This window comes from Rhodococcus oxybenzonivorans (assembly GCF_003130705.1).
Taxonomy (GTDB): Bacteria; Actinomycetota; Actinomycetes; order Mycobacteriales; family Mycobacteriaceae; genus Rhodococcus_F; species Rhodococcus_F oxybenzonivorans.
In genome coordinates, this window is sequence record NZ_CP021354.1 from 975,168 (window position 1) to 997,841 (window position 22,674).

Genomic DNA, 22,674 nt, shown 5'->3' on the forward strand with positions numbered 1-22,674 from the left:
CCATGTCCGAACTGCAGCACACCGTCAGAGGCGTTGACCACGTCGCATACCCGACCTTCGATCCTGCCTCAACCGTGAAGTTCTATCGCGACGTTCTCGGGTTCCCGGTCGTACATTCCATCTGCGCCGCCGGCTGGGGCCCGGAAAAACACCCTGACTTCATTCACTTCTTCTTCGACATCGGCAACGACGACCGGCTCGCCTTCTTCTACTACTTCGGCCTCGAACCCTTCGACGGTGGACCACAGGGCGACTCGTACTCCCGCTTCGATGACGACGTGCCCATCTTCTTCATCCGCTCGCGCCATCTGGCCATTCACGTCGACAGCGAGGAGGACCTGACGGAATATCGGCGGCGACTGGACCACAGCGCATGGCCGGTGGAGATGCAGATCCAGCACGAGACGATCGAGTCGATCTACACCCATGACCCCAACGGGTACATGATCGAGATCACCCGGGCGCTGCGTCCGGTCACCCCGCAGGAAGATCTCGACGCGAACCTCACCATCGACGCCCTCGTCGACGTGGTGACCGGCCCCGATCCCAGCATGGCCGCCCTGCTGACTCGCAAGGCGGAACTGATCACCGAACGCGCGGCCGCCTGGCAGCAGGAACAGGAATCGAAGGAGATGGTGACCCGATGACCACCTTGTTCGTCCTCGACGTCCCGGAGAACACCGCGGTCGCCGAAGTCGCCGGTCAGGATCCGGCGGTCACCGTCGACCACGTCGGTCCCTACTTCCGGATCGTCTCCGAGACGGCCATCGTCATCGACCGCCGCGCCACCGGCTGCCGCCACGCCGTCTGGTACAGCAGTGTCGCCGGGCTGGCGCAGTCCCGAATCACGCAGTGGGACAAGGACGCTATGCGGGTCGAGCCGCGATGAGTGCGAGCTCACGGCTGGGCGCCGGCCGGTATATCGACGCTGCTCGAGCTCCCGAGGCCACGGTGACGTCGACGCACGAACTTGCCACCGCCGACGGTGCCAAGGTCTCCGGCGTGCTGCGGGTCGTTCCTGGTGCGCGCACCGTCGTCACCTTGATGCACCCGCGTCAGGATCTGACTCATCACGTGCTCGTTCCCGAACTGCTTGCCCGTGGGTTCGCGGTGTGGACGCAGGGCACCCGGTCGGTCAACAACGACATCGCCCTGGTGCACGAACAGGCGCTGCTGGATGCCGCGGCAGGACAGGTGTTCCTGCGGGAGAAAGGGTTCGAGTACGTCGTCACTCTCGGGCACTCCGGAGGCGGGACCCTCTTCGCGTTCTATCACCAGCAGGCCGCACTACCGGCAGGGGAGCGGTTGACCCGTACCCCTGCGGGACGACCGATCGATCTCCCCGGCGCCGAGATGCCGCTGCCTGACGCGGCGATTTTCATGGCCCCGCACCCCGGACAGGGGGCACTGCTGTTGCGGTTGATCGACCCGTCGGTCACCGACGAGTCGGACCCCCTCGCCGCTGATCCCGACCTCAACCCCTTCGATCCTGCGAACGGTTTCGCCGAACCGCCGCACAGTTCTTCGTATCCACCGGATTTCGTCACCCGCTACCGGGCAGCGCAGCACGACCGCATCGCCCGCCTCGACGCGATCGCCCGTGCACGAGTCGACGAAGCCGCCGATGCGCGTCGTCGATACAAGCGCACCGCGGACCCGGCGGAGCGCCGCGCCGCGCTCGCGCCCCACGTCCTGACCGTGTACCGCACCGACGCGGACCTGAGGTTCACCGACCTGTCCCTGAGCCCGAACGAGCGTCCCTACGGGTCACTGTTCGGCCGGCGACCCGACCTGACCAACTACGGACTCGTGGGCTTCGGACGGTTCGCCACTCCGGACGCCTGGCTGTCTACCTGGTCGGGCCTCAGCAGCAACGCCGACTTCCTCCGCTGTGCTCCCGCAGTCACCGCCCCGACACTTTTCGTCGAACTCACCGGTGATCAGGCGTGCTTCCCCGAGGACGCCACAATGATGGTCGACGCCCTCGGATCGACCGACACAACGCACGTCCGCGTCGCCGGCACCCACTTCGGAGGGCCGATCCGCGACGGCGCCCCCACCGGCGCAAGCCTGGCCGCCGCCGAGATCGGCGCGTGGCTCGAAACCCGCTGCACGTAACGCGTCCCTAGCCACTGATGCATTCACCCTGTCCTGCCTCCGGTGGGACAGCGTGGTCATGTCACTTCGAGCGGAGACACCGATGTCTGCCCGTATCACCCCTGCGGCGCCCGTCGTCGGACTCTGCCTCATGGCACTGGTCCTCGAGGGGTATGACCTTCTGATGTACGGAACAGTGGTCCCCTCACTGTTGAGCTACGACTCCTGGAATCTCGACGCCACCCAGGTGGGAATGCTCGGCTCCCTCGCCGGAGTCGGCATGCTCGTCGGCGCCCTACTCGCCGCGGCCGTCGCCGACCGTTGGGGCCGCCGCCGCACTCTCCTCACCGCCGTCCTCGTCTTCTCCGCGGCGATGGGGGTGTGCGCGTTCGCACCCAGCCCCGAAGTGTTCGGGGTAGGGCGTGTTGCGGTGGGACTCGGGGCCGGTGTCCTGATGCCGACCGCCGCAGCAACATTGATCGAGTTCGCCGAACCCGGTGCTCGGGCCCGGTCGGTGGCGCTCGGGTTCGTCGGCACCAGCATCGGCGGAATACTTGCCGGAGTGCTGTCGCTGTGGCTCGTGCCCGAGTACGGGTTCCGGGCGATGTTCCTGGCCGGGATGGTGCCGGCACTCGTCTTCCTTCCGGTGATGCTCCGATACCTGCCGGAGTCACCGGCCTATCTGAATGCTCGCGGCCGGCATGAGGCCGCGGCGGCGATCGCCGACCGCTATCACCTCCAGCACGCCGCGACCTCCGCTCTGGCCGCGCCCAGCCCCCGACGCGGGCTGCGCGCACTGTTCGGCGCGGACCGCACTGTCGCGACGCTTCTGTTCTGGGGCATGACCCTGGTCTGCTTGCTCGTATTGTTCGGCGTCGCGACCTGGCTTCCCGCGCTCATGAAGTCGGCCGGTTACCCGCTGGGCGCCGCCTTGTCGTTCCTGCTCACCCTGAACGTCGGCGGCGCGGCGGGCGCACTCATCGGTGCCGTACTCGCCGACCGGTACGGCATAAAACACGTCACCGCAACCTTCTTCGTCATTGCCGCAGTCTCTCTGCTGCTCGTCGCCACCGCCCCGCCGCTCGCGGTCATCTATCTACTGGTACTCCTCGCGGGTGTGGGCACGACGGGCACCCAAATCCTGCTCAACACCTTCGTCGGCACCTTCTACCCGGCATCCTGCCGGGCCACCGGGCTCGGCATGGCATTGGGGGTGGCCGGATCGGTGCGATCATCGGCCCCACTTACGGGGGACTTTTCGTCGCACTCGGCGCCGGCACCACCTGGCAACTGCTCGCCTTCGCCGTCCCCGCCGTCGTCGGCGCCGTACTGACGCTGCTCGTACCGCGCCATACCGCAGCCGACGCGGTCATCCCTGTCGCTGAGAACGTTGAACAGAAAGCAGTGTCATGACCATTGATTTCACGGGCCAGGTCGCCATCGTCACCGGGGCCGGCGGTGGACTCGGCCGTGCCCACGCCCACGCCCTCGCAGCCCGCGGCGCTCACGTCGTCGTCAACGACATCGGTGGATCCGCTGACGAAAGCTCCGCCGACAACACTCCGAACACGCCCGCAGACCGGGTCGTCGCCGACATCACCACCCGCGGCGGCTCGGCAATCGCCGACTACGCCGACGTCACCGACTATCCCCAGGTCACCGCCATGGTCGACCGGGCCCTCTCCGCATGGGGCCGGGTCGACATCCTCATCAACAACGCCGGAATTCTGCGAGATGCCAGCTTCCGCAACGCAAACATCGACGACTTCCGCGCAGTCCTCGACGTCCACCTGATGGGTGGCGTGCACTGCAGTAAAGCCGTATGGCCGCACATGATCACCCAAAAGTATGGCCGAATTCTCATGACGACCTCCGCGTCCGGGATCTACGGCAACTTCGGGCAAGCGAACTACGCCGCAGCCAAATCGGCGCTCGTCGGCCTGATGAACGTGCTCGCGATCGAGGGACAATCCAAGGGCATTCGAGTCAATGCGCTGGCGCCCCTCGCGACGACTTCCATGACCGAATCGATTCTCGACGTCACGGCCGCCGAACTTCTGACTCCGGATTCGATTACGCCCGGTGCGCTGTTCTTGGTCTCCGAGGATGCACCGACCAAGACGATCCTCGGCGCCGGCGGTGGAACGTTTGCGGTCAGCCGCATGCTCGAAGCCCACGGCGTCTTCCTCCCCGCGGATGCCAGAACCCCCGAAGACGTTGCCCGTCACTGGCCTCAGATCAACGACTCGACGGCGCAGTCGGGCACCGACAGCACTGCCGCCCAGATTCAGCACTTCGTCGAATCCGCAATCCGGGCCACACCCGAGAGATGAGACTGCTACCCGCAGTGACCAGTCGTACTCAACCTCCGGTTGGTCTGGACAAGTTGCCATTCCGTTTGCTGCTCGAGGCGGTCGAGTTGGGCGGAGTCGAGTCGGTCGCAGACGAAATTCCAGTGCACCGCCACACGATCGCCGACGGCGAGATCGGGGACGAAGGCTCCCTCGGGCACCGTGTAGTCGGCGGGCACTTCCCGGTCGGGTCCGAGGAAGAGCTGCCCGTGCTCGAACATCAGCGGTCGTGAACGGACCACTGCCCGGTCTGCCGTGAACCCCACCACCGCGCCCCAGCTGATCCGGCACGAGTCGAGGATGTGCAGCGGTTGCGGCATCCCCGTGTCGAGTAGCCGCGACCACGGGTAGACGCCCAAGACATGGAAATTGTGTGTCGGAGCCGCTTCGACGAGGAGCTTCCCGGTCAGGTGTTTCCAGTAGTGTCCCGCTGTCGACGCCAGCCGCCCGAGGAGGGTTGCGCCGAACTGGGCTCGGTCTATGCGGTCGATCAGGTCGTCGGCCGTCCAGTAGGCGCGGACCACCCGCTCGTCCAGGGGGTCGAGGGTCTGAAGGCCGTCGCAGCCCCCCGCGTGGTCAACCATCCACCGAAAGGGCAGTGACGGTGACGGCATCCCGCGACAGGAGGTCACAGTCGGCCTTGGGGGTCAACAGACTCTGGGCGGTGGAGAACCCATCGACGTAGAAGACGTCGGAGTTGGCTGACGGTGAACTTGTAACTGGCGGCCGAGGAAGAAGAAGCCACCGCCGAGCTAGCACTGTTCTGGCTCAGGTGGGGGAGAGGATGGCGCTGTGGTCGGCGATGATGCGGGCGACGAGGTCGCGGCCGGTCCCGTGGTCGAGGGGCAGGGGTGTGGTGGTCGGGTCGATTGCCAGTTCTGGGTGAGGTGTGATCGCTGGGTCGGTGGTGAGTATCCAGGCGAGGGTGTCTTCGTTGTGCCGGGGCCGGTAGGCGAGTCCGTCGAGGTCGGGGTCGGCGGTACGAATGGCGTTGGCCCACCGCCGGGTTAAGACGTAGTGCCGGGCTTCGCATTTGGTGAGCCACAGGTCGTGGCCAACCGCTGAGAGGTGCGGTCCGTGGAGTGCGGCGACGGTGAGGGTGCGGGTGACGGTAAGCGCGGTCAGGGTGCGGCCTGCCACTGCGGAGGCGGGCACAATCCGAGCGACGGTGGGATCGAGTGGTAGGTCCCGGCAGATGGTTTCGGCGATCGCACCGTCGGGGCTATCGGCGATATAGAGGTAGGCGTAGCTGCCGTCGAGAGAGTCGAACCGGCCACCGGCGAGCTCGTCGGGCTGCGCGGTCGGGTTCGGGGCGTGCGGGGCGCGGTGGCTGCTGTGCACCCGCCACACCACCGTTCCAGTAGTGAGCACGCTCCGATGCGCCGGCCCGAGTAACCCTCCGGCCGGTGGTTCGATGTTCGGCATCAGTCGGGCAGCACCGCGGCGGCGAGCCGCTCGAGCTTTTGGCCGGACGCGGGGTCCGGGTCGGCCGCGAGGTCGGCCGGGGTCTGCCCCTCGCGCAGGCGGGTGGAGGGGGTCAGCCACCATGACGCCACCCCCCACGGGTCGGCGGCCGCACCGAGCGTGGTGTTGACAGACGCGACGGTCTCGCGGACCGACGCCGTGGCCTCGTCGAACTGGAATGCCGGGTACCGGTAGCTGTTGCCGACGGGGAGGGCGACGACCTTGCCTGTGGTGCGAAGCCTCGAGGCGACGGTGCGGTCTGATGCCGGTCGGCGTAGGGCGGCGGCGACCTGGCCGGCGGTGAGCATCGGGTGGTCGAGGATGTGCCGGCGGGCGGCTTGCTCTATTTCAGCCTGGGCGATGGCGTCGTCGACGAGGTCGGCGCCGATCCGGGCGGCTTGGGTGCGGTCGGTGAGGGTCGGTGCCATCGCCAGCAGAGCGGTCACCTGATTGCGGACCAGGTGCATCTCGGGGCGTGCGGCGAGTTCGGAGGCGACGACGTCGATGAGTTCGGGGGTCGACAGATCCGACAAACGGCGCCGCTCGTCCAGCGACACGGTGGCGTGCGGGCGGTCGTCGGCACGGGTGTAGCGGCCGGTCAAGGTGTCTCGGCGCAGCCGGTAGCCGGCCACCTTGTGCTGTCGCCTGGGAGAGATCGATCGGTGGGTCGACATCCGCACTCCTTGCTACGTTTGCACCGATATATTACACCGTTGCTTCCGTTGCGGCGAGGAGTGGGGCGCGCGGTTGACCACCGTCCACTCAGTCGGGTCGATGCCACACCCGAGAGATGAAACTGCTACCCGCAGTGACCAGTCGTACTCAACCTCCGGTTGGTCTGGACAAGTTGCCATTCCGTTTGCTGCTCGAGGCGGTCGAGTTGGGCGGAGTCGAGTCGGTCGCAGACGAAATTCCAGTGCACCGCCACACGATCGCCGACGGCGAGATCGGGGACGAAGGCTCCCTCGGGCACCGTGTAGTCGGCGGGCACTTCCCGGTCGGGTCCGAGGAAGAGCTGCCCGTGCTCGAACATCAGCGGTCGTGAACGGACCACTGCCCGGTCGGCCGTGAACCCCACCACCTCGCCCCAGCTGATCCGGCACGAGTCGAGGATGTGCAGCGGTTGCGGCATCCCCGTGTCGAGTAGCCGTGACCACGGGTAGACGCCGAAGACATGGAAATTGTGGGTCGGCGCCGCTTCGACGAGGAGCTTCCCGGTCAGGTGTTTCCAGTAGTGTCCCGCTGTCGACGCCAGCCGCCCGAGGAGGGTTGCGCCGAACTGGGCTCGGTCTATGCGGTCGATCAGGTCGTCGGCCGTCCAGTAGGCGCGGACCACCCGCTCGTCCAGGGGGTCGGCGATGCCCGCGAGTTCGGCGATCACCTGCTGATACGGCCAGGCGCCGCTGAACTGCCGTGCTATCGAGAGCACATCGACGTCGGTGGCCAGACCGCACGCGAGCGCCTGCAGTCGCTCGGAACCCGGAGGGCCGCAATACCCGAGCGCATTCGGGGCGTGCGCGTATTGCGCGAACAGGCGGTGCCCCGGCAGCACCGAATGTTCGAGCGACACCATGGCAGTCAGGCTCGCTGCCCGAGCAGCTGCGCGGTCTCGCGGTGCAACCGGCCGAAGTTGTAGTAGGCGGCGCAGGCGCCCTCAGGGGAGACCATGCAGGTACCGATGGGTGTCTCCGGTGTACAGGCCGTCCCGAACACCTTGCACTCCCAGGGCTTGATGACACCCTTGAGTACCTCACCGCACTGGCATGCCTTCGGGTCGGCGACGCGGATGCCCGGCATCGAGAACTTCTCCTCGGCGTCGAATTCCGCGTAATTCCGGTGCACCTTCAGTGCGCTCTGCGAGATGAACCCGAGACCACGCCACTCGAAATGTGGTCGCAGCTCGAACGTTTCGGCCATCAATTTCAGCGCCTGCACGTTGCCCTCCGGGCGCACCACCCGCTTGTACTGATTCTCGATCTCGCAGCGTCCCTCCCGAATCTGCTGGAGCAGCATGTGCACCGAGGCGAGGATGTCGAGGGGCTCGAAGCCGGCGACGACCATCGGTTTGCCATACACCTCGGATACGAAGCGGTACGGGCGCAGTCCGACCACCGTGGACACGTGCCCGGGGCCGAGGAACCCGGACAGCCGCAGGTCCGGCGACTCCAGGATCGCCTTGATGGGCGGAACGATCGTGACGTGGTTGCAGAACACGCTGAAGTTCGTCACCCCGAGTGCCCGCGCCCGCACCAGGGTCACGGCCGTCGACGGCGCTGTGGTCTCGAAGCCGACCGCGAAAAACACCACCTGCTTGTCCGGATTGTCGATGGCGACCTTCAGGGCGTCGAGCGGTGAGTACACGAACCGGACGTCCGCGCCCCGCGCCTTGGCCTCGATGAGATTGCCCTTCGAGCCGGGCACGCGCATCATGTCGCCGAAGGTGGTGAAGATGACACCGGGCTGTTCCGCGAGCCACATCGCGTCGTCGACGCGGCCCATGGGGATGACGCACACCGGGCATCCGGGCCCGTGCACCAACTCCACCGATTCGGGCAGCAGGTGCTCGATACCGTGACGATAGATCGTGTGGGTGTGGCCGCCACACACTTCCATGAACTTGAACTCGTCACCGCGGGCCAGCTCGGTGATGGACTTGACCAGGGCTCGCGCCGCCGCGGGGTCGCGGAATTCGTCGACGAACTTCATCACTTACCTCTGACTCTCAGGCGATCTCGGACGAGTTGAACGCGTCGATCTCGTTCACGTAGTCGGCGCCCATCTTCTGCACCTGGTCCAGGGTGAGTTGCGCCTCGATTTCGTCGATCTTCGCCATTGCGAACCCGACGTGCACGAGCACCCAGTCACCGACCACCAGGTTGTCTTCGGCGAGCAGTCGAACACTGATCGTTCTCTGGACGCCGTTCACGTCCACCTTGGCCAGATGCTGTTGGGCGTCGACGATGTCGACCACCTGACCGGGTATTCCCAAGCACATCGGGTTTCTCCTCTCCGGGAGGTTCTCAGCAGATCCGGGGGAGGGGGTCACCGACGAGCATGTCGACGATCCGGCTGCCCCCGAATGATGTTCTCAACGCGACGATTCCTGGGGGTTCCCTCAGAATCTCGCCCACGACTGCGGCATTCGCTCCGCGGGGGTGCGCCCGCATCGCCGTCATGGCGGCCTCGGCTTCCTCCGCCGCGACGACGGCCACGAACTTGCCCTCGTTCGCGACGTACAGGGGGTCGATGCCGAGCATGTCGCAGGCACCGAGCACCTGCGGTTGGATCGGCAGGGTTTCCTCGTCGACGATGACGGCGACCTGGGCGGCCTTGGCGAGTTCGTTGCAGACGGTTCCGACACCGCCGCGCGTGGCGTCGCGCATCCACCGTGTCGACGGTGCCGCCGCGAGGAGCGCCTCCACCACCCCGTTCACCGGCGCGGTGTCCGAGGCGATGTCGGCTTCGATCGCGAGGTCACCCCGCGCCAGCATGACCGCCATCCCGTGTTCCCCGATGGTGCCGGACAACACCACCTTGTCGCCGGGCCGGACGAGGTCCGGCGACAACCGCCGGCCGTCGGGGATCACACCGACGCCCGCCGTGGAGATGTACACGCCGTCGGCGGCGCCCTTGCCCACCACCTTGGTGTCGCCGGTGACGATCTGCACTCCGGACAGAATCGCCGCCTCACTCATGTCGGCGACGATCTCCTTCAGCTCCGCGATGGGAAAGCCTTCCTCGATGACGAATGCCGCCGACAGCCACTGCGGCCGCGCACCCGACACCGCGAGGTCGTTGACCGTGCCATGGACGGCGAGGTGACCGATCGATCCACCGGGGAAGCGCCGCGGCTGCACCACGTAGGAGTCGGTGGAGAAGGCGAGCCGCTCACCGGAAGGCAGTGCCAGGGCCGCGGCGTCCCCGAGCTGTTCCAGTTCTTCGTTGCGGAACGCCTCCACGAAGACGGCATCGACGAGCGCGGCCGACGACTTGCCGCCGGCCCCGTGCGCGAGGGTCACCACCTCGTCCAGCAATCGCGGCCGACGCTGACGGAACTTGTCGATGCGTTCGAGGACGCGGTCTTCGCGCTGAGCCGAGGTGGCTGGTTCGGTGGTGCTCATGCATACGCTCCCGGTCTCGCGAGATGTTCCTGGGCGACGGACCACAACCGGTAGCCGAGCATCGCGTGGCTCTCCTGAATGCGATGAATGCTCTGCGAGTGGATGGTGAAGCAATAGTCCAAGTAGTCGGCAACCGCCATCCGCCCGCCTTCGTGTCCCGCGAATCCGATGGTCAGAAGACCTCTGCTCTTCGCCTCGGTCAGCGCCGTCATCAGATCGTCGGAATTGCCGGAGGTCGACAACGCAATGGCCACGTCCCGATCCCGGGCGTGGGCGATGATCTGCCGCTTGAAGATCAGGTCGAACCCGACATCGTTGGCCAATGCGGTCACGACGGCCTGGTCGGCGGCGAGGGACCAGGCCGCGACGGGGCGTCCGCGCGCCGGACGACTGAACAGGGTCGCCAGGGTCGCGGCATCGGTGGAGCTGCCGCCGTTGCCGAACGTGTAGAGGCGGCCACCGCGCCGAAACCTGTCGGCCATCTCGATGCCGGCCGCTGTCAGGCCTTCGCCGTACTCCTCGAGTGAGGCCCGTTGCAGCCGTGCGCTTTCGGCTGCTTTTCCACGCGCCGAGGCGGCCAGGTCGTCGAGGAGGCTCTTCGCGTCCGTCTCCTCGGAGTCGATGAACGGGTAGAGAAAATTGGTGCTCTCGGAGTCGTGCGTGGTCATCCTTCCCTCTCCTGCTCTGCTTGGCGGAGCTCTGTGCCGTCGAGTCGAGTGATCGCTGCTCCCGCATGGACGAGGACCAGGTCGTTCGGCCGCACGTCGGGCAACACGCTGACGTCCACCCATTCCTCACCCGTGGCGGTGCGCACCAGGGCGGGGCCGAGTGCGTCGGCGGGCTCCAGCACCACTTCGCCGAGACGGCCCTCGTCGCTGCAGGTGACGCAGCCGGTCTGGGTGCACTCATCGGTGTCGGGCTTCAGCAGCCCCGAGTGCTCGAAACAGACGTGCGTGAGCTCCCACAACAGGTGGTACATCAGGACGAATCGCCCGGTGGCCGGGACCATCGGGTCGTCGGAATCGACCCACAGGATGTGGTTCGCCGCTCCGGCGGGTGGGCGCGGTCCCGCCCCGATCCACAGGGTTTCGACGCCCCACGCGGGGGCGCGGCGCATCGCGTCCACGACGGCAGGTTCGTCGGCCGACGCGACCGCCAGCAGGACGTCCCCGGGCCGGCTCGCCACCCGGGATTGCGCCACGGGGTCGGGCTCGACGAGTGCGACCGACGGTAACGCGCGTTTTCCCATGATCACCGGGTGCACGAATTCGACCGCCACGTGGTGGGCGTGCGGCTCCCATTGAGGTGAGATGACCCAGAGCGTCGCGCCGTCGTGGAATCTGCGCGCAAGGGCTAGTGATGCGGCGGCAAGGTCTGCCGACAGGTCCGTGTCGACGAGGTGGCCGCCCGCTTCGGTTGTCGTCATTGACTTCGCTCCCGTCCCCGGGCCGGTCGGTCGGGGCTACCGACGTCACGGTCCGCGCATGGTCGCCGCGGCACCGATCACCGCCTGGCCGAGGGAGAGTCCTCCGTCGTTGGGAGGCACCCGGTGGTGGGTGAGGACTCGATAACCGCTGCTCTTCCAGTGTGCTCTCAACAGACCGAGGAATAAACGGTTTTGAAAGACTCCACCGGTCAGTCCGATCGTGGTAATGCCGGTGGTGGCGACGGCGAGGTCGACGAGCGTCGCGGTGGCCTCGGCCAGGGCATGGTGGAAACCGAGTGCCAGTTCCGCGGGAGGCGTCCCGCCGTGGACACCCTCGATCAGGCCCGACAGGAGTGAATGGATCCCGATTTGGTCGCCGTCCACGTCCATGGTGAGCGGGGCGGGGTGAGTGGTGGTGCGAGCGAGCGCCTCGAGTTCGATGGCGGCCTGCCCCTCGTAGGTGACGCGGTGACGTACACCCAGTAGGGACGAGACCCCGTCGAACAGACGGCCCGCGCTGGTGGTCCTGACGCAGCCCCTGCCTGACACGAGTTGTGACGCGACCGCCGCGCGTTCCGCTGCCGGCAGCGCGTCCGTGCAGGGGAGTCCGTCGAGGTTCCCGATCCCGGCCTCGTGCAGGAGGGCGAGTGCCACCCGGGCCGGGTTGCGGACGGCTGCATCACCGCCGGGAAGGGAGAAGGGCTGCAGGTGTCCCATACGCCGGGTGCTCAGCACGTCGGGGCCGACGAGGAGGAGTTCGCCGCCCCAGACCGTGGCGTCGCAGCCGTATCCGGTGCCGTCGAAGGCCACACCCAGCACCGTTGTGCCCAGCAATCCCTGTTCCGCCATCAGTGACGCGACGTGTGCGTGATGGTGCTGGACGGTGTGCAGGGGGGCGCCGGTCCGCTCGCTGTACCGCTGCGCCCAGTGATGGGTCGAGTATCCGGGATGCGCATCGGCGATCACTGCCTCGGGCGAGATGCCGTGGAGGTGCGTCAACTGCTGCACCGACGTCTCGAACGCCCGCAGACTTTCGAGACTGCCCATGTCGCCCAGGTGCGCCGAACAGAATGCGTAGTCCTGCCGGGTCAGGCAGAAGGTGTTCTTGATCTCGGCACCGACCGCCAGCACCTCCGGACTGTGCTGCGGGAGTACGACCGGAAGTGGTGCATAGCCGCGGGATCGCCGGATCGGCAGGACGGTGTCACCGTCCACCGACAGCACCGAGTCCTCACACGGCACGGCGATGCGGCGGTCGTGCATCAGGAACACGTCCGCGATGCTTCGGAGCCGCGTGCGCGCATCGTCGTTGTCGAAGCACAGCGGTTCACCGCTGAGATTGCCGGAAGTCATCACCAGCGTCCGCGGGGGTCCCACCCGGCCGCCCGGGGTACGCGCGAACAGCAGATGGTGCAGCGGCGTGTAGGGGAGCATCACACCGAGGTCGTCGATGCCGGGAGCGATGCCCTCGGACACGGAAGTCGAGTCGTGCTTGCGCAGCAGGACGATCGGCCGGGCCGGATGCTGCAGCAGGGCCTTCTCGAACTCGGAGATCCGGCACAGTTCCCGGGCCACGGAGAGGTCGGCCGTCATCACGGCGAACGGCTTGTCCGGCCGATGCTTGCGCTTGCGGAGGGTCGCGACCGCCGCGCTGTCGGTGGCGTCGCAGACGAGATGGAACCCGCCGAGACCCTTGACAGCGACGATCCTCCCGCCCTGCAGCGCCCGCTGCACGGCGAGCAGTACGGTGTCATCGCCCGTGAGACGTTCACTGTCCACTTCGGCGAACAGGTGCGGACCGCAGTCGGGGCAGCAGACCGGTTGCGCGTGGAACCGGCGATCACCGGGGTCGCGGTACTCGGCCGAGCACCGCTCACACAACGTGAACTCGGCCATCGTCGTGTTGGGCCGGTCGTAGGGCAGGTCGGTGATCACGGTGAAACGAGGTCCACAGTTCGTGCAGTTGATGAACGGGTGGCGGTACCGGCGGTCCTGCGGATCACCCAGCTCGCGGAGGCAATCCGCGCACGTCGCCACGTCGGGTGAGACGAGCGTTCTCGCACCGGTGACGTGACGGCTGTCGATGATCCGGAACGAGTCGTCGCCCCGCAGCGGTACCGCTTCGACGGTCACGTCCACGATGACCGCCATCGGCGGCGCGTCCGCGCGGAGTCTGTGCGTGAACTCCGACAACGACGCAGCGGGACCTTCGACTTCGATGAACACGCTGACGTCGTCGTTGCCGCAGTGGCCGCTGACACCGAGGTCGTCGGCGAGGCGGGCGACGAACGGGCGGAAGCCGACGCCCTGCACGACCCCGTGAACCGTGATGCGCGATCGTTCGACCGTCATCCTCGGATGATTCTCCGGTCGAGGTCCCGGGCGCAAGAGGCCTCCGTGGAGACGCCCGTGCGGAGCGGAAGGGCGCCGGTGATCAGCCCGGGCTACTCCTCTTCGGCGGCGCGAGCACCGGTGACGGTGTCGATCAACCCGTAGTCCCGCGCCTCGTCCGCGGAGAGGATTCGGTGTGCGCGCATGTCGTCGATCACGGTGTCGACGGGACGTCCACAGGAGTCGGCGATACGACTTTGCAGCCTGCGTAGTTGCCGCGAGTGGTGTTCGGTGGCAGTGGCGATGTCCGATGCCGCACCGGCACACGTGGTCCGCGGTTCGCGGAGGTGAAAGGTGGCATGAGGTGCTGCCGTCCGTCTCTCGGCGGGAGACAGGAGCGCGAGCGCCACGCTCGCGACGACGCCCTGGCAGTGGACGTGCAGCGGAACGCTCATCAGATCCAAGGTGTCGAGCAGAGCGGCGGCAGCGTCGACATCGGCATCGACGCTGCGCAGCCACACCTGGACCGCCCCGTCGTCGGATGCGTCGAGCAGGGCGAGTGACGCAGCAGCGCGGTTGGTGGCCTCGCTGTCGAGCCGGCCGGTCAACGTCACGATTCGTTGATCGAACAGGCGCTCGGTGAGCCAGTCGGAACTGGGAGCGGGGACCGACGTGACGTGCATCGGCGCGGGTGGCTGCCGCGGATCCGGTTGCCACGGTGTGTGGAACGGCGGGACGGGCGGCGGTGAGGGTGGTGGCCAGATCATGGTGATGACTCCCGTTGTGCAGAGATCGTCCAGTCGACAGTCCGGCCGACGGCCGCTGCATACCGTTCGAGCGTCGAGAGCCGAGGATCGATGTCACCGCGCTCGAGGCGGGCTATCGCGGACTGCGACGTGCCCATCTGTGCCGCGATGTCGGTCTGGGTCAGTCCGTGCTCGAGGCGGGTGGCGACCAATTCGTCCAGGAGCGCTCGACGCCGGCCGGACAGGTGTTCCAATCCGGGAAAGGCAGTGCGCCGAGGTTGGGTCGACATACCATCGATGATATCTCGAATTCGATATGCGGAGGGGTGCTCATGGCGAAAGTTCGTGCGGCCGTCGTCGGCGGCGGCATCATCGGTCTGGCGGTCGCCCGGGAACTTCTGCACCGGATCGACGGCCTGGAGTTGACGTTGTTCGAGAAGGAGACCCGTGTTGCGGCCCATCAGACCGGCCACAACAGCGGAGTCGTCCACGCCGGTCTCTATTACACTCCAGGCAGCCTCAAGGCCCGGCTGTGTCTGCGTGGTGTCACCCTGCTCCGGCAGTATGCACAGGAGAAGGGTGTGCGCTACGAGGAATGCGGCAAAGTGGTGATCGCCCACGATTCCAGTGAGATCGCTCGTATGAACGCCATTTTCGAGCGTGCCGTTTCCAACGGGGTGCCGGACGTCCGATTGCTCGACGGCGGCGCGATTCGGGACATCGAACCACACGCACGCGGCGTCGCCGCAATTCATTCCCCGAGAACTGCGATCATCGACTACGTCGCGGTGGCGGAGGCGCTCGCCGGAGACGTCGGCGCGGCCGGTGGGCGGGTACGACTCGGGACCGAAGTGGTGGGGCTGGAAAGCCGGGCGCGGGAGGCCGTGGTCACCACCTCCCGCGGGACCGAGTCGTTCGATCTGGTGGTCACCTGCGCCGGCTTGCACTCGGACCGCGTCGCGGTACTGTCCGGTGAGTCGCGATCACCGCGCGTTGTCCCGTTCTCCGGCGACTATTTCCTCTTGCAACCCGAACGTTCGTCGCTGGTGAAGGGACTGATCTATCCGGTGCCGGACCCTCGTTATCCGTTCCTCGGCGTGCATCTCACGAAACGGATCGACGGCCGGATCATGCTCGGCCCGAACGCTTTCCTTGCGCTCGGCCGGGAGGCATACACGCGGCGGGACTGGTCGGTGCGCGATACCGCGTCGGCGATCGGATTCCCGGGGTTCTGGCGGTTCGCCCGAGGGAACGTGGCGGCAGCCGTGCGTGAAGCCCGCACCGTCCTCAGTGCGGAGGCGTTCGTGCGGGAGGCGCAGAAGTACGTGCCCGATGTGTGTCGCGCGGACGTCACCCGTGGTCCCCGGGGGATACGGGCCCAGGCCATGAACGCCGACGGAAGCCTCGAGGACGACTTCGTCATCACCGGGGCGCACCGCGTCATTCACGTCCGGAACGCGCCCTCCCCGGGTGCGACGTCCTCGCTTGCCATCGCCGAATACGTCGTCGACGAGGCGCTCGCGCGCGCAACGGGGTGAGCGTGCCGGGGCGTCCGACCGTCACACCGCTGCAGTCGGAGGGTCAGCGGCATCGCAGCTGGAGCGTGAAGCCCTCGGGCATGAGGGTGAGCCGCTCGGCGATCTTCAACTGATAGTCCGGATCACCCACGATGTCGTAGCGGCGCAGAATGGTCCCCAGAACGAGCACGGCCTCGTGTACCGCGAATTGTCTTCCAATGCAGGCACGTTCGCCGGTGCCGAAAGGCTTGTACACGTGCGCGGGACGCGATCGGATGCGTTCGGGCAAGAAGTTGTCGGGGTCGAAGGCCTCGGGATCGTCCCCCCAAACGGGGTCGCGGTGCAGCGCGGGGATGAGGACGAGGACCCAGTCGCCGACCTTCATCGGATACTTGCCGACGAGGGTGGTGTCGACGGTGGCCTCCCGGCCGTAGGCGGGCGCCGTGGGCCACAGCCGCAGCGACTCGTCGAGCACTCGTCGCACATACCGCAGTTTGGCGATCTGCTCGAACTCCGGTGTCTCCTGGCCCCACACCTCGTCGACTTCGGCGCGGGCCTTCGCAAGCACCTCGGGGTGACGAGAGAGGTAGTAGAGGGCGAAAGAGAGTGCGCCGGAGGTTGTCTCGTGTCCCGCGACGAGGAAGGTGACCACCTGATGGCGGATGTTCAACTCGTCGATCTTGTCCGGGTGATCTTCCCGGGCCGCCCGCAACATCAGTTCGAGAAGGTCCTCAGGGCCCGTGTCGCCGCTGCCTCGGCGGGCCCGGATCACCTCGTCGACCACTTCGGCCAGATACTCCAGATTTCTCGCATTGCGGCGATCCGCCCGGCGCGTCAGGAGTCGCCCGAGCGCGGACGTCTTCACGAACGTCGTCCGCTGCGAATGGCTGAGAGCGCCGACCATTGCCTGCACGAACGGGTGCGGACGTGAACGCTCGAACGAGTCGAACGAGTAGCTGAAGCCCGTGCGGCCGATCGTCTCGAGGGTCAGCTTGGTCATGTCCGAAGACACGTCCACGGGTGTGCCGTCGGTGCGGCGGTCCCAGTACTCGGTCAACTCGCCGGCGACGTCGAGCATCGTACGGTGGTACGAGCGCATCGCCGACTTCGTGAAAGCCGGCGCGAGCAGGTTGTGTGCCTTGCTCCAATTGGGCTCGTGGTTGTAGGCGGTGAACAGCCCGTCTCCGCCCAACTCCCGTAACGAGGCGACGCCGGGAGCGAGGTGTTTGGCGAAACGGGACTCGTCCGATAGTTCCGCCACCATGTCGGCGCCCGAGGCGAACACGAAGCGGTTACCGAGGACGTCGCGTTCGAAGATGGGCCCGAGCGTCTTTCCGATCTCCATCGAATTCTGCAATGGAGTGCGGATGTTGATGCCGAGCACGTCACCGAGTACCGGTAGTCGCCAGCGCGGATGAGGAATGGCCGCGGTGTCGCGCTCGCGAAGTGATTCGACGCTCATATTGCCCCCGGTGTGTCGTGCACTACTGAATTGATGTCTAGTACGCAAGGTACGCCTTACTGAATCGGTGTCAAGTAGTAGCGTGAGTCAGCATGACCAGTGCCCGCCGCCGCCTCGACCCCGAACAGCGGCGGTCGCAGCTACTCGACATCGGCGCGCGTTTGTTCGCCGACCGGCCGTACGAGGACGTCTGGATCGAGGAGGTCGCCGAACTCGCCGAGGTGTCGCGTGGGTTGATGTATCACTACTTCCCGACGAAACGAGACTTTTTCGCGGCCATCGTCGAGCGCGAGTCCGAACGGCTCCTCGCGGCCACTGCCCCCGACCAGTCGTTACCCGTCGAAGAGCAGGTGGCGGCGGGCCTCGACGCGTATCTCGAGCATGTCGCCAGCCATCGGCACGGCGTGCGGGCGGTCAACTTCGGTGCCCTGTCGGCGGATGCCGACATCCGGGCCATCGTCGAGCGCGAACTCGACGCGCAGCAACGCCGGATCGTCGACGCCCTCGACCCACCGGCGGACGACCGTGAGCTCATCGGTGTCGCGGTGCGCGGCTGGATCGCCTTCGTCCGGGCCGTGTGTATGGATTGGCTCGATCATCCGTCGATCCGCGAATGCGAGCTTCGGGACCTCTGTCTGCGGTCGCTGACCGGGATGCTCGGTGGGTGGCCGGAATGAATCCCGTGATCATCGAGCGAGAATCGACTGTCGATGCACCCATGGACCGGGTCTGGGACCGGGTGGTGAGCCCCGACGGCATCAACGACGAGTTGCGGCCCTGGTTGACGATGAGTCTGCCCCGCGGCGCCGGGTCGATCACCATCGACACTGTTCCCGTGGGCGACCCCCTCGGCCGCGCCTGGCTCAAGCTGTTCGGCATTCTGCCCTTCGACTACGACGCCCTGACCATCGCCGAGCTCGATCGGGGACGACGGTTCCACGAGAAGTCGACGATGCTCAGCATGCGTCGTTGGGAGCACGAACGCACTCTGACTCCGTGCGAGGACGGCCGTACTCGGATTTCTGACCGGATCACGCTCGAACTTCGCACTCCGATGGCCGTGATGGCGCCCTTGATCGGTCGCGTGGTGCACGCCCTCTTCGGTCACCGGCACCGTCGCCTGCGGCGTCATTTCGACCGACCGATCACCAGTCGGTGAATCAGCCGTGCCGCGGTGCGTGCGGTGCGCTGGTCTATGTCGTAGACAGGATTGAGTTCGGCCACATCGCAGACGGCGAGTTTTCCACTGACGGAAACGGTGTCGCAGATGAACTGCACCGTCTCGACCGGAATGCCGAACGCGGCGGGCGCACTCACTCCCGGCGCGACTGCAGCGGGCAGAGCGTCGAGATCGATGGTCAGGTAGACGAGGTCCACGCCCGCCAGGAATTCGAGGACAAACGCGCGCAAAGCTGCCCGGTCGAACGAGTCGTCGTCCGACAGGTAGCGCACACCGAGTCGCCGGGCGGTGTCGAACAGCGCTGTCGTGTTACTCGGCTGGGCGATGCCGATCACCGAGTACTGCACTGCGGTTCCGGCGGCACGTTCGCGCTCGAGAATTTGCCGGAACGGCGTTCCCGACGTCGCCACCGGATCGGGGCGGAGATCGAAGTGCGCGTCCACGTTGAGGATTCCGATTCGGCGATCCGGGGTTCTCAGCGCGGACCGGGCCAGACCGAGGTACGTCCCGTAGGCCATTTCGTGCCCGCCGCCGAGGACGACCGGGAAGTGACCCGCGTCGATAACGGTGCCGACCGCCGCCGCGAGCGCCTCCTGCCCGGCCTCGAGCCGATCATCGACGACTGCGATGGTCCCGGCGTCGTACGCCCGAATCGGGTGGGGCAGCGCCATGGAGGAAAGTGCGGACCGCAACGCGTCCGGTCCGCCCGCCGCCCCCCGCCGCCCCTTGTTTCGTGCCACCCCTTCGTCACTCGCGAAACCGAGAAGCACGGTCGCCCCCGGTTCGGCTGCGGGATCGAACGGTGTGACCACTTGATGCCAGCGCAGGTGTTCCGAGGTGGAGCCGTCCACTCGCCCCGACCAGGTCGGCGGGGGAGTGGACACCGGGATCGGCACGTTCACGGCCGGGGCCGGGCGGCCGAGTAGGCGAGGACGCCACTGCGCCACACGTCGGTGATCAGGGGGACGCCCGGGCGATAGGCGAGATGAAGATGCGACGGTGCATCGAGGGCCAGGGCGTCGGCACGGGCGCCGGGACGCAACACCCCGACGTCGTCTCGTCGCAGTGCCCGCGCGCCCCCGGCTGTGGCAGCCCAGACGGCCTCGTCCGGTGTCATGTGCATGTCCCGCACGGCGAGGGCGATGCAGAACGGCAGGCTGGTGGTGTAGCTCGTCCCGGGATTGCAGTCCGCGCCGAGTGCCACTGTCACCCCGGCGTCGATCAGGGCGCGGGCGTCGGGGTACTTGTTCCGGGTCGAGAAGTCCGCTGCCGGAAGCAGAGTCGCCACCGTGGAACTTCCGGCCAGGGCGTCGAGGTCGGACTGCGTGGTGTAGCAGACATGGTCGACGGACGCGGCTCCCAGGTCCACTGCCAACTGGACACCCGGCCCCTGGCCGAGCTGATTTCCGTGTACCCGCGGGATCAGGCCTCTCGCCATCCCGGCAGTGAGGACCGCGTGTGCCTGGTCCCGGTCGAATGCCCCTCTCTCGCAGAAGACGTCGATCCACTTGGCCTCGCTTGCACACGCGTCGATCATCTCCGCGCACACCATGGTGACGTAGTCGTCGGTGCGCCCGTCATATTCCGGTGGAGGCACGTGCGCGGCGAGCAACGTGACCTCGCCGGTGAGCGACGCCGCGATCCGGGTGCAGCGCAGTTCGTGTCCGACCGTCTGGCCGTACCCGGTTTTGCATTCGACGGTGGTGCTGCCCGACCGCAGCGCTTCGGCGAGAAGTCGACGCGAATTCGCGTGTAGTTCTTCGTCGGTCGCGGAGCGTGTCGCTTCGATCGTGGTGCGGATCCCGCCCGCGGCATAGGGGTGCCCGGCCATGCGCGCGGCGAACTCCTCGGCACGTTCGCCGCCGAAGACGAGGTGCGCGTGGCTCTCGACGAAACCCGGCAGGACGGCCCGGCCGCCCAGATCGTGTCCGGCATCGGCGCTCGGGGCGGTTCCCGAGGGCCCCACCCACGCCACCGTGCCACCGTCGAATACGACGGCCGCGTCGCGGATCAGTCCGAGCGGACCGGCTCCGGCGCCCGGGTCGTTGGTCACCAGCATGCCGATGTTGGTGAGGACCGTCGAGCGGGCGGCGTCCGTCGTCACGACGCACCTTCACCCTTCGGACATCGGTATGCGCACACCGCGCTTTCTGGCGATGTCGGCGGCGTGTTCGTACCCGGCGTCGACGTGCCGGACGATTCCCGTTCCGGGGTCGTTGGTGAGCACCCGCGTCAGTTTCTGCGCCGCCAGGTCGGTGCCATCCGCCACACACACCTGTCCGGCGTGGATGGACCGCCCCATCCCGACGCCGCCGCCCTGGTGGATCGACACCCACGTTGCACCGGACGCGGTGTTGAGCAGTGCGTTGAGCAGAGGCCAGTCGGCGACGGCGTCGGAGCCGTCCGCCATCGCTTCGGTTTCGCGGTACGGCGAGGCGACCGACCCCGAATCGAGGTGGTCGCGGCCGATCACGATGGGCGCCGACACCTCACCGGAGGCCACCATCTCGTTGAACCGCACACCCGCGAGGTGCCGCTCGCCGTACCCGAGCCAGCAGATGCGGGCAGGCAGGCCCTGGAAGGCCACTCGCTGCCCGGCCAGTGTGATCCACCGGCGCAGGTGCTCGTTGTCGGGGAAGAGATCGAGGATCGCGGAGTCGGTGGCGGCGATATCTGCGGGATCACCGGACAACGCGGCCCAGCGGAACGGTCCCCGGCCCTCCTCGAACAGCGGCCGGATATACGCGGGAACGAATCCGGGGAAGTCGAATGCGCGGTCGTAACCGGCCTTGCGCGCCTCGTCCCGGATCGAGTTGCCGTAGTCGAACACCACGGCGCCCCGATCGAGAAACCCCACCATCGCGGCCACATGGCGGGCCATCGACGCCCGGGCGTCCTCGGTGAACGTCACCGGGTCCTTCTCCGCCATCCTCTTCATGTCGCCGAAGTCCATTCCGAGCGGCAGGTACGACAGCGGGTCGTGCGCGGAGGTCTGGTCGGTGACGATGTCGATCGGTGCCTTTCTGGCCAGCAACTCGGGGAGCACCTCGGCAGCATTGCCCTCGAGACCGATGGAGAGCGGACGCCGCCCGTCGCGGGCTTCCACCGCGAGAGTCAGCGCCTCCGAGATGTCTGCGGCCTTGGCGTCGAGGTAGTCGAGCGCGATCCTGCGATCGATGCGGGTGACGTCGCAATCGACACAGATCGCCACGCCCTCGTTCATCGTGACCGCGAGCGGTTGCGCGCCGCCCATCCCGCCGAGGCCCGCAGTCAGGGTGATCGTTCCCGCGAGCGTGCCACCGAAGCGGGAGCGTGCCACCGCGCCGAAAGTCTCGTACGTGCCCTGCAGGATGCCCTGTGTGCCGATGTAGATCCAGGAACCCGCTGTCATCTGCCCGTACATCATCAGCCCGAGCGCCTCGAGCCGCCGGAACTCCTCCCAGTTGGCCCAGTCACCCACCAGGTTGGAGTTGGCGAGGAGCACCCGGGGCGCCCACTCGTGCGTGCGGAACACCCCGACCGGTTTCCCGGACTGCACCAGCATCGTCTCGTCCGACTTCAGGGTCCGCAGCGTCCTGACCATCGCCTCGAAGGCGTCCCAGCTGCGCGCGGCCTTTCCGGTCCCGCCGTAGACGACGAGGGAGTCGGGGTGCTCGGCAACCTCGGGATCGAGGTTGTTCATCAGCATCCGCAACGCGGCCTCCTGCGGCCAGCCGAGCGTGGTGAGTTCCGGCCCGCGGGGCGCCGACACCCGTCGTGGCCCGGCAGTCGAAGGCGTCGTCGTCACTGTCCACCCTCCAGCTTTCGATGGTCTCGAGTCAGTGTGGGTCTAGAAGCAGTGTGCTCCCGCTGGGCAACGCAGGGGGCAGGTTCTACTGAGCGAGGCGGAACGCGCACGTGGCCGGAAGCGGGCATTTCGGGCGCCATCACCCTGACTTTGTCACGATTGAGTCACGGACCGCTACGGTAGGACTTTACG

Annotated in this window: 24 protein-coding genes; 8 read left to right on the forward strand and 16 right to left on the reverse strand. The window is 67.1% G+C overall.

What is annotated here, in order from left to right; all coding sequences use genetic code 11:
- The first annotated feature begins 2 nt into the window (after positions 1–2).
- The 5 genes from CBI38_RS04710 (at position 3) to CBI38_RS04730 (ending at position 4,430) form a co-directional block, all read left to right on the forward strand.
- A complete protein-coding gene (locus CBI38_RS04710) occupies positions 3–647 on the forward strand; it encodes a VOC family protein (RefSeq protein ID WP_109326798.1) in 645 nt (214 codons plus the stop codon).
- Positions 644–889: a hypothetical protein gene (locus CBI38_RS04715; protein WP_109326799.1), complete on the forward strand. Its 246-nt coding sequence runs from the start codon at positions 644–646 to the stop codon at positions 887–889. The genes CBI38_RS04710 and CBI38_RS04715 overlap by 4 nt, the downstream gene beginning before the upstream one ends.
- Positions 886–2,118 carry an alpha/beta hydrolase gene (locus CBI38_RS04720; protein ID WP_109326800.1) on the forward strand — a complete coding sequence of 411 codons (1,233 nt, stop codon included), beginning with the start codon at positions 886–888 and terminating at the stop codon, positions 2,116–2,118. Before CBI38_RS04715 ends, CBI38_RS04720 begins: the two co-directional genes overlap by 4 nt.
- Before the next feature lie 82 nt (positions 2,119–2,200).
- Entirely contained in the window at positions 2,201–3,430 is a 1,230-nt protein-coding gene (locus CBI38_RS04725; RefSeq protein ID WP_230990083.1) for an MFS transporter, read from the forward strand.
- A 76-nt stretch (positions 3,431–3,506) separates the two neighbouring features.
- Positions 3,507–4,430, forward strand: coding sequence for an SDR family NAD(P)-dependent oxidoreductase (locus tag CBI38_RS04730; protein ID WP_109326803.1), 924 nt, complete (start codon positions 3,507–3,509; stop codon positions 4,428–4,430).
- Between the two features lie 5 nt (positions 4,431–4,435).
- Here CBI38_RS04730 and CBI38_RS04735 read toward each other — a convergent pair whose 3' ends face one another.
- The 12 genes from CBI38_RS04735 to CBI38_RS04790 form a co-directional block, all read right to left on the reverse strand.
- Positions 4,436–5,032, reverse strand: a complete 597-nt coding sequence (locus CBI38_RS04735) for a DUF6390 family protein (RefSeq protein ID WP_418328312.1) — start codon at positions 5,030–5,032, stop codon at positions 4,436–4,438.
- A 184-nt stretch (positions 5,033–5,216) separates the two neighbouring features.
- Positions 5,217–5,873: an RES family NAD+ phosphorylase gene (locus tag CBI38_RS04740; RefSeq protein ID WP_109326805.1), complete on the reverse strand. Its 657-nt coding sequence runs from the start codon at positions 5,871–5,873 to the stop codon at positions 5,217–5,219.
- Positions 5,873–6,586 (reverse strand): hypothetical protein, encoded by a 714-nt coding sequence (locus CBI38_RS04745; protein ID WP_109326806.1) that lies wholly within the window; start codon positions 6,584–6,586, stop codon positions 5,873–5,875. Before CBI38_RS04745 ends, CBI38_RS04740 begins: the two co-directional genes overlap by 1 nt.
- A gap of 125 nt (positions 6,587–6,711) precedes the next feature.
- Complete coding sequence (locus tag CBI38_RS04750; RefSeq protein WP_109326807.1) at positions 6,712–7,485, reverse strand: DUF6390 family protein; 774 nt, start codon at positions 7,483–7,485, stop codon at positions 6,712–6,714.
- A 5-nt stretch (positions 7,486–7,490) separates the two neighbouring features.
- Positions 7,491–8,618: a hydrogenase formation protein HypD gene (hypD, locus tag CBI38_RS04755; protein WP_109326808.1), complete on the reverse strand. Its 1,128-nt coding sequence runs from the start codon at positions 8,616–8,618 to the stop codon at positions 7,491–7,493.
- A gap of 16 nt (positions 8,619–8,634) precedes the next feature.
- Positions 8,635–8,907, reverse strand: a complete 273-nt coding sequence (locus CBI38_RS04760) for a HypC/HybG/HupF family hydrogenase formation chaperone (RefSeq protein WP_109326811.1) — start codon at positions 8,905–8,907, stop codon at positions 8,635–8,637.
- 25 nt (positions 8,908–8,932) lie between these two features.
- Positions 8,933–10,033 carry a hydrogenase expression/formation protein HypE gene (gene hypE / locus CBI38_RS04765; RefSeq protein WP_109326812.1) on the reverse strand — a complete coding sequence of 367 codons (1,101 nt, stop codon included), beginning with the start codon at positions 10,031–10,033 and terminating at the stop codon, positions 8,933–8,935.
- Positions 10,030–10,701, reverse strand: coding sequence for a D-sedoheptulose-7-phosphate isomerase (locus CBI38_RS04770; RefSeq protein ID WP_109326813.1), 672 nt, complete (start codon positions 10,699–10,701; stop codon positions 10,030–10,032). Before CBI38_RS04770 ends, hypE begins: the two co-directional genes overlap by 4 nt.
- Positions 10,698–11,459 carry a HypC/HybG/HupF family hydrogenase formation chaperone gene (locus CBI38_RS04775; RefSeq protein WP_109326815.1) on the reverse strand — a complete coding sequence of 254 codons (762 nt, stop codon included), beginning with the start codon at positions 11,457–11,459 and terminating at the stop codon, positions 10,698–10,700. The genes CBI38_RS04770 and CBI38_RS04775 overlap by 4 nt, the downstream gene beginning before the upstream one ends.
- 45 nt (positions 11,460–11,504) lie before the next feature.
- Positions 11,505–13,811, reverse strand: a complete 2,307-nt coding sequence (hypF, locus tag CBI38_RS04780) for a carbamoyltransferase HypF (protein ID WP_109326819.1) — start codon at positions 13,809–13,811, stop codon at positions 11,505–11,507.
- 92 nt (positions 13,812–13,903) lie between these two features.
- The gene (locus CBI38_RS04785) at positions 13,904–14,473 is read right to left on the reverse strand and encodes an ATP-dependent Clp protease proteolytic subunit (protein ID WP_204164945.1); all 570 of its coding nucleotides are present in this window, start codon (positions 14,471–14,473) and stop codon (positions 13,904–13,906) included.
- A gap of 80 nt (positions 14,474–14,553) precedes the next feature.
- Positions 14,554–14,826 carry a helix-turn-helix domain-containing protein gene (locus CBI38_RS04790; RefSeq protein ID WP_109326821.1) on the reverse strand — a complete coding sequence of 91 codons (273 nt, stop codon included), beginning with the start codon at positions 14,824–14,826 and terminating at the stop codon, positions 14,554–14,556.
- 42 nt (positions 14,827–14,868) lie between these two features.
- Between CBI38_RS04790 and lhgO the strand changes: the two genes are divergently transcribed.
- Positions 14,869–16,074: an L-2-hydroxyglutarate oxidase gene (gene lhgO, locus CBI38_RS04795; protein ID WP_109326823.1), complete on the forward strand. Its 1,206-nt coding sequence runs from the start codon at positions 14,869–14,871 to the stop codon at positions 16,072–16,074.
- 43 nt (positions 16,075–16,117) lie between these two features.
- On the opposite strand, the gene CBI38_RS04800 is transcribed toward lhgO, so the two are convergent.
- Entirely contained in the window at positions 16,118–17,515 is a 1,398-nt protein-coding gene (locus CBI38_RS04800; RefSeq protein WP_109326826.1) for a cytochrome P450, read from the reverse strand.
- 92 nt (positions 17,516–17,607) lie between these two features.
- Between CBI38_RS04800 and CBI38_RS04805 the strand changes: the two genes are divergently transcribed.
- Both CBI38_RS04805 and CBI38_RS04810 read left to right on the forward strand, forming a co-directional pair.
- Positions 17,608–18,192 (forward strand): TetR/AcrR family transcriptional regulator, encoded by a 585-nt coding sequence (locus CBI38_RS04805; RefSeq protein WP_109326827.1) that lies wholly within the window; start codon positions 17,608–17,610, stop codon positions 18,190–18,192.
- Between the two features lie 5 nt (positions 18,193–18,197).
- Positions 18,198–18,674 (forward strand): hypothetical protein, encoded by a 477-nt coding sequence (locus tag CBI38_RS04810; protein ID WP_109334859.1) that lies wholly within the window; start codon positions 18,198–18,200, stop codon positions 18,672–18,674.
- On the opposite strand, the gene hutG is transcribed toward CBI38_RS04810, so the two are convergent.
- Genes hutG through hutU form a run of 3 tightly spaced genes read right to left on the reverse strand, consistent with a single transcriptional unit; the run spans position 18,644 to position 22,482 of the window.
- Positions 18,644–19,585 (reverse strand): formimidoylglutamase, encoded by a 942-nt coding sequence (gene hutG, locus CBI38_RS04815; RefSeq protein WP_418328326.1) that lies wholly within the window; start codon positions 19,583–19,585, stop codon positions 18,644–18,646. The two genes, CBI38_RS04810 and hutG, sit on opposite strands and share 31 nt — an antisense overlap.
- Positions 19,586–19,593: 8 nt before the next feature.
- Positions 19,594–20,754 carry an imidazolonepropionase gene (gene hutI, locus CBI38_RS04820; RefSeq protein WP_418328327.1) on the reverse strand — a complete coding sequence of 387 codons (1,161 nt, stop codon included), beginning with the start codon at positions 20,752–20,754 and terminating at the stop codon, positions 19,594–19,596.
- A 54-nt stretch (positions 20,755–20,808) separates the two neighbouring features.
- A complete protein-coding gene (gene hutU / locus CBI38_RS04825) occupies positions 20,809–22,482 on the reverse strand; it encodes a urocanate hydratase (RefSeq protein WP_109326829.1) in 1,674 nt (557 codons plus the stop codon).
- Between the last annotated feature and the right edge of the window lie 192 nt (positions 22,483–22,674).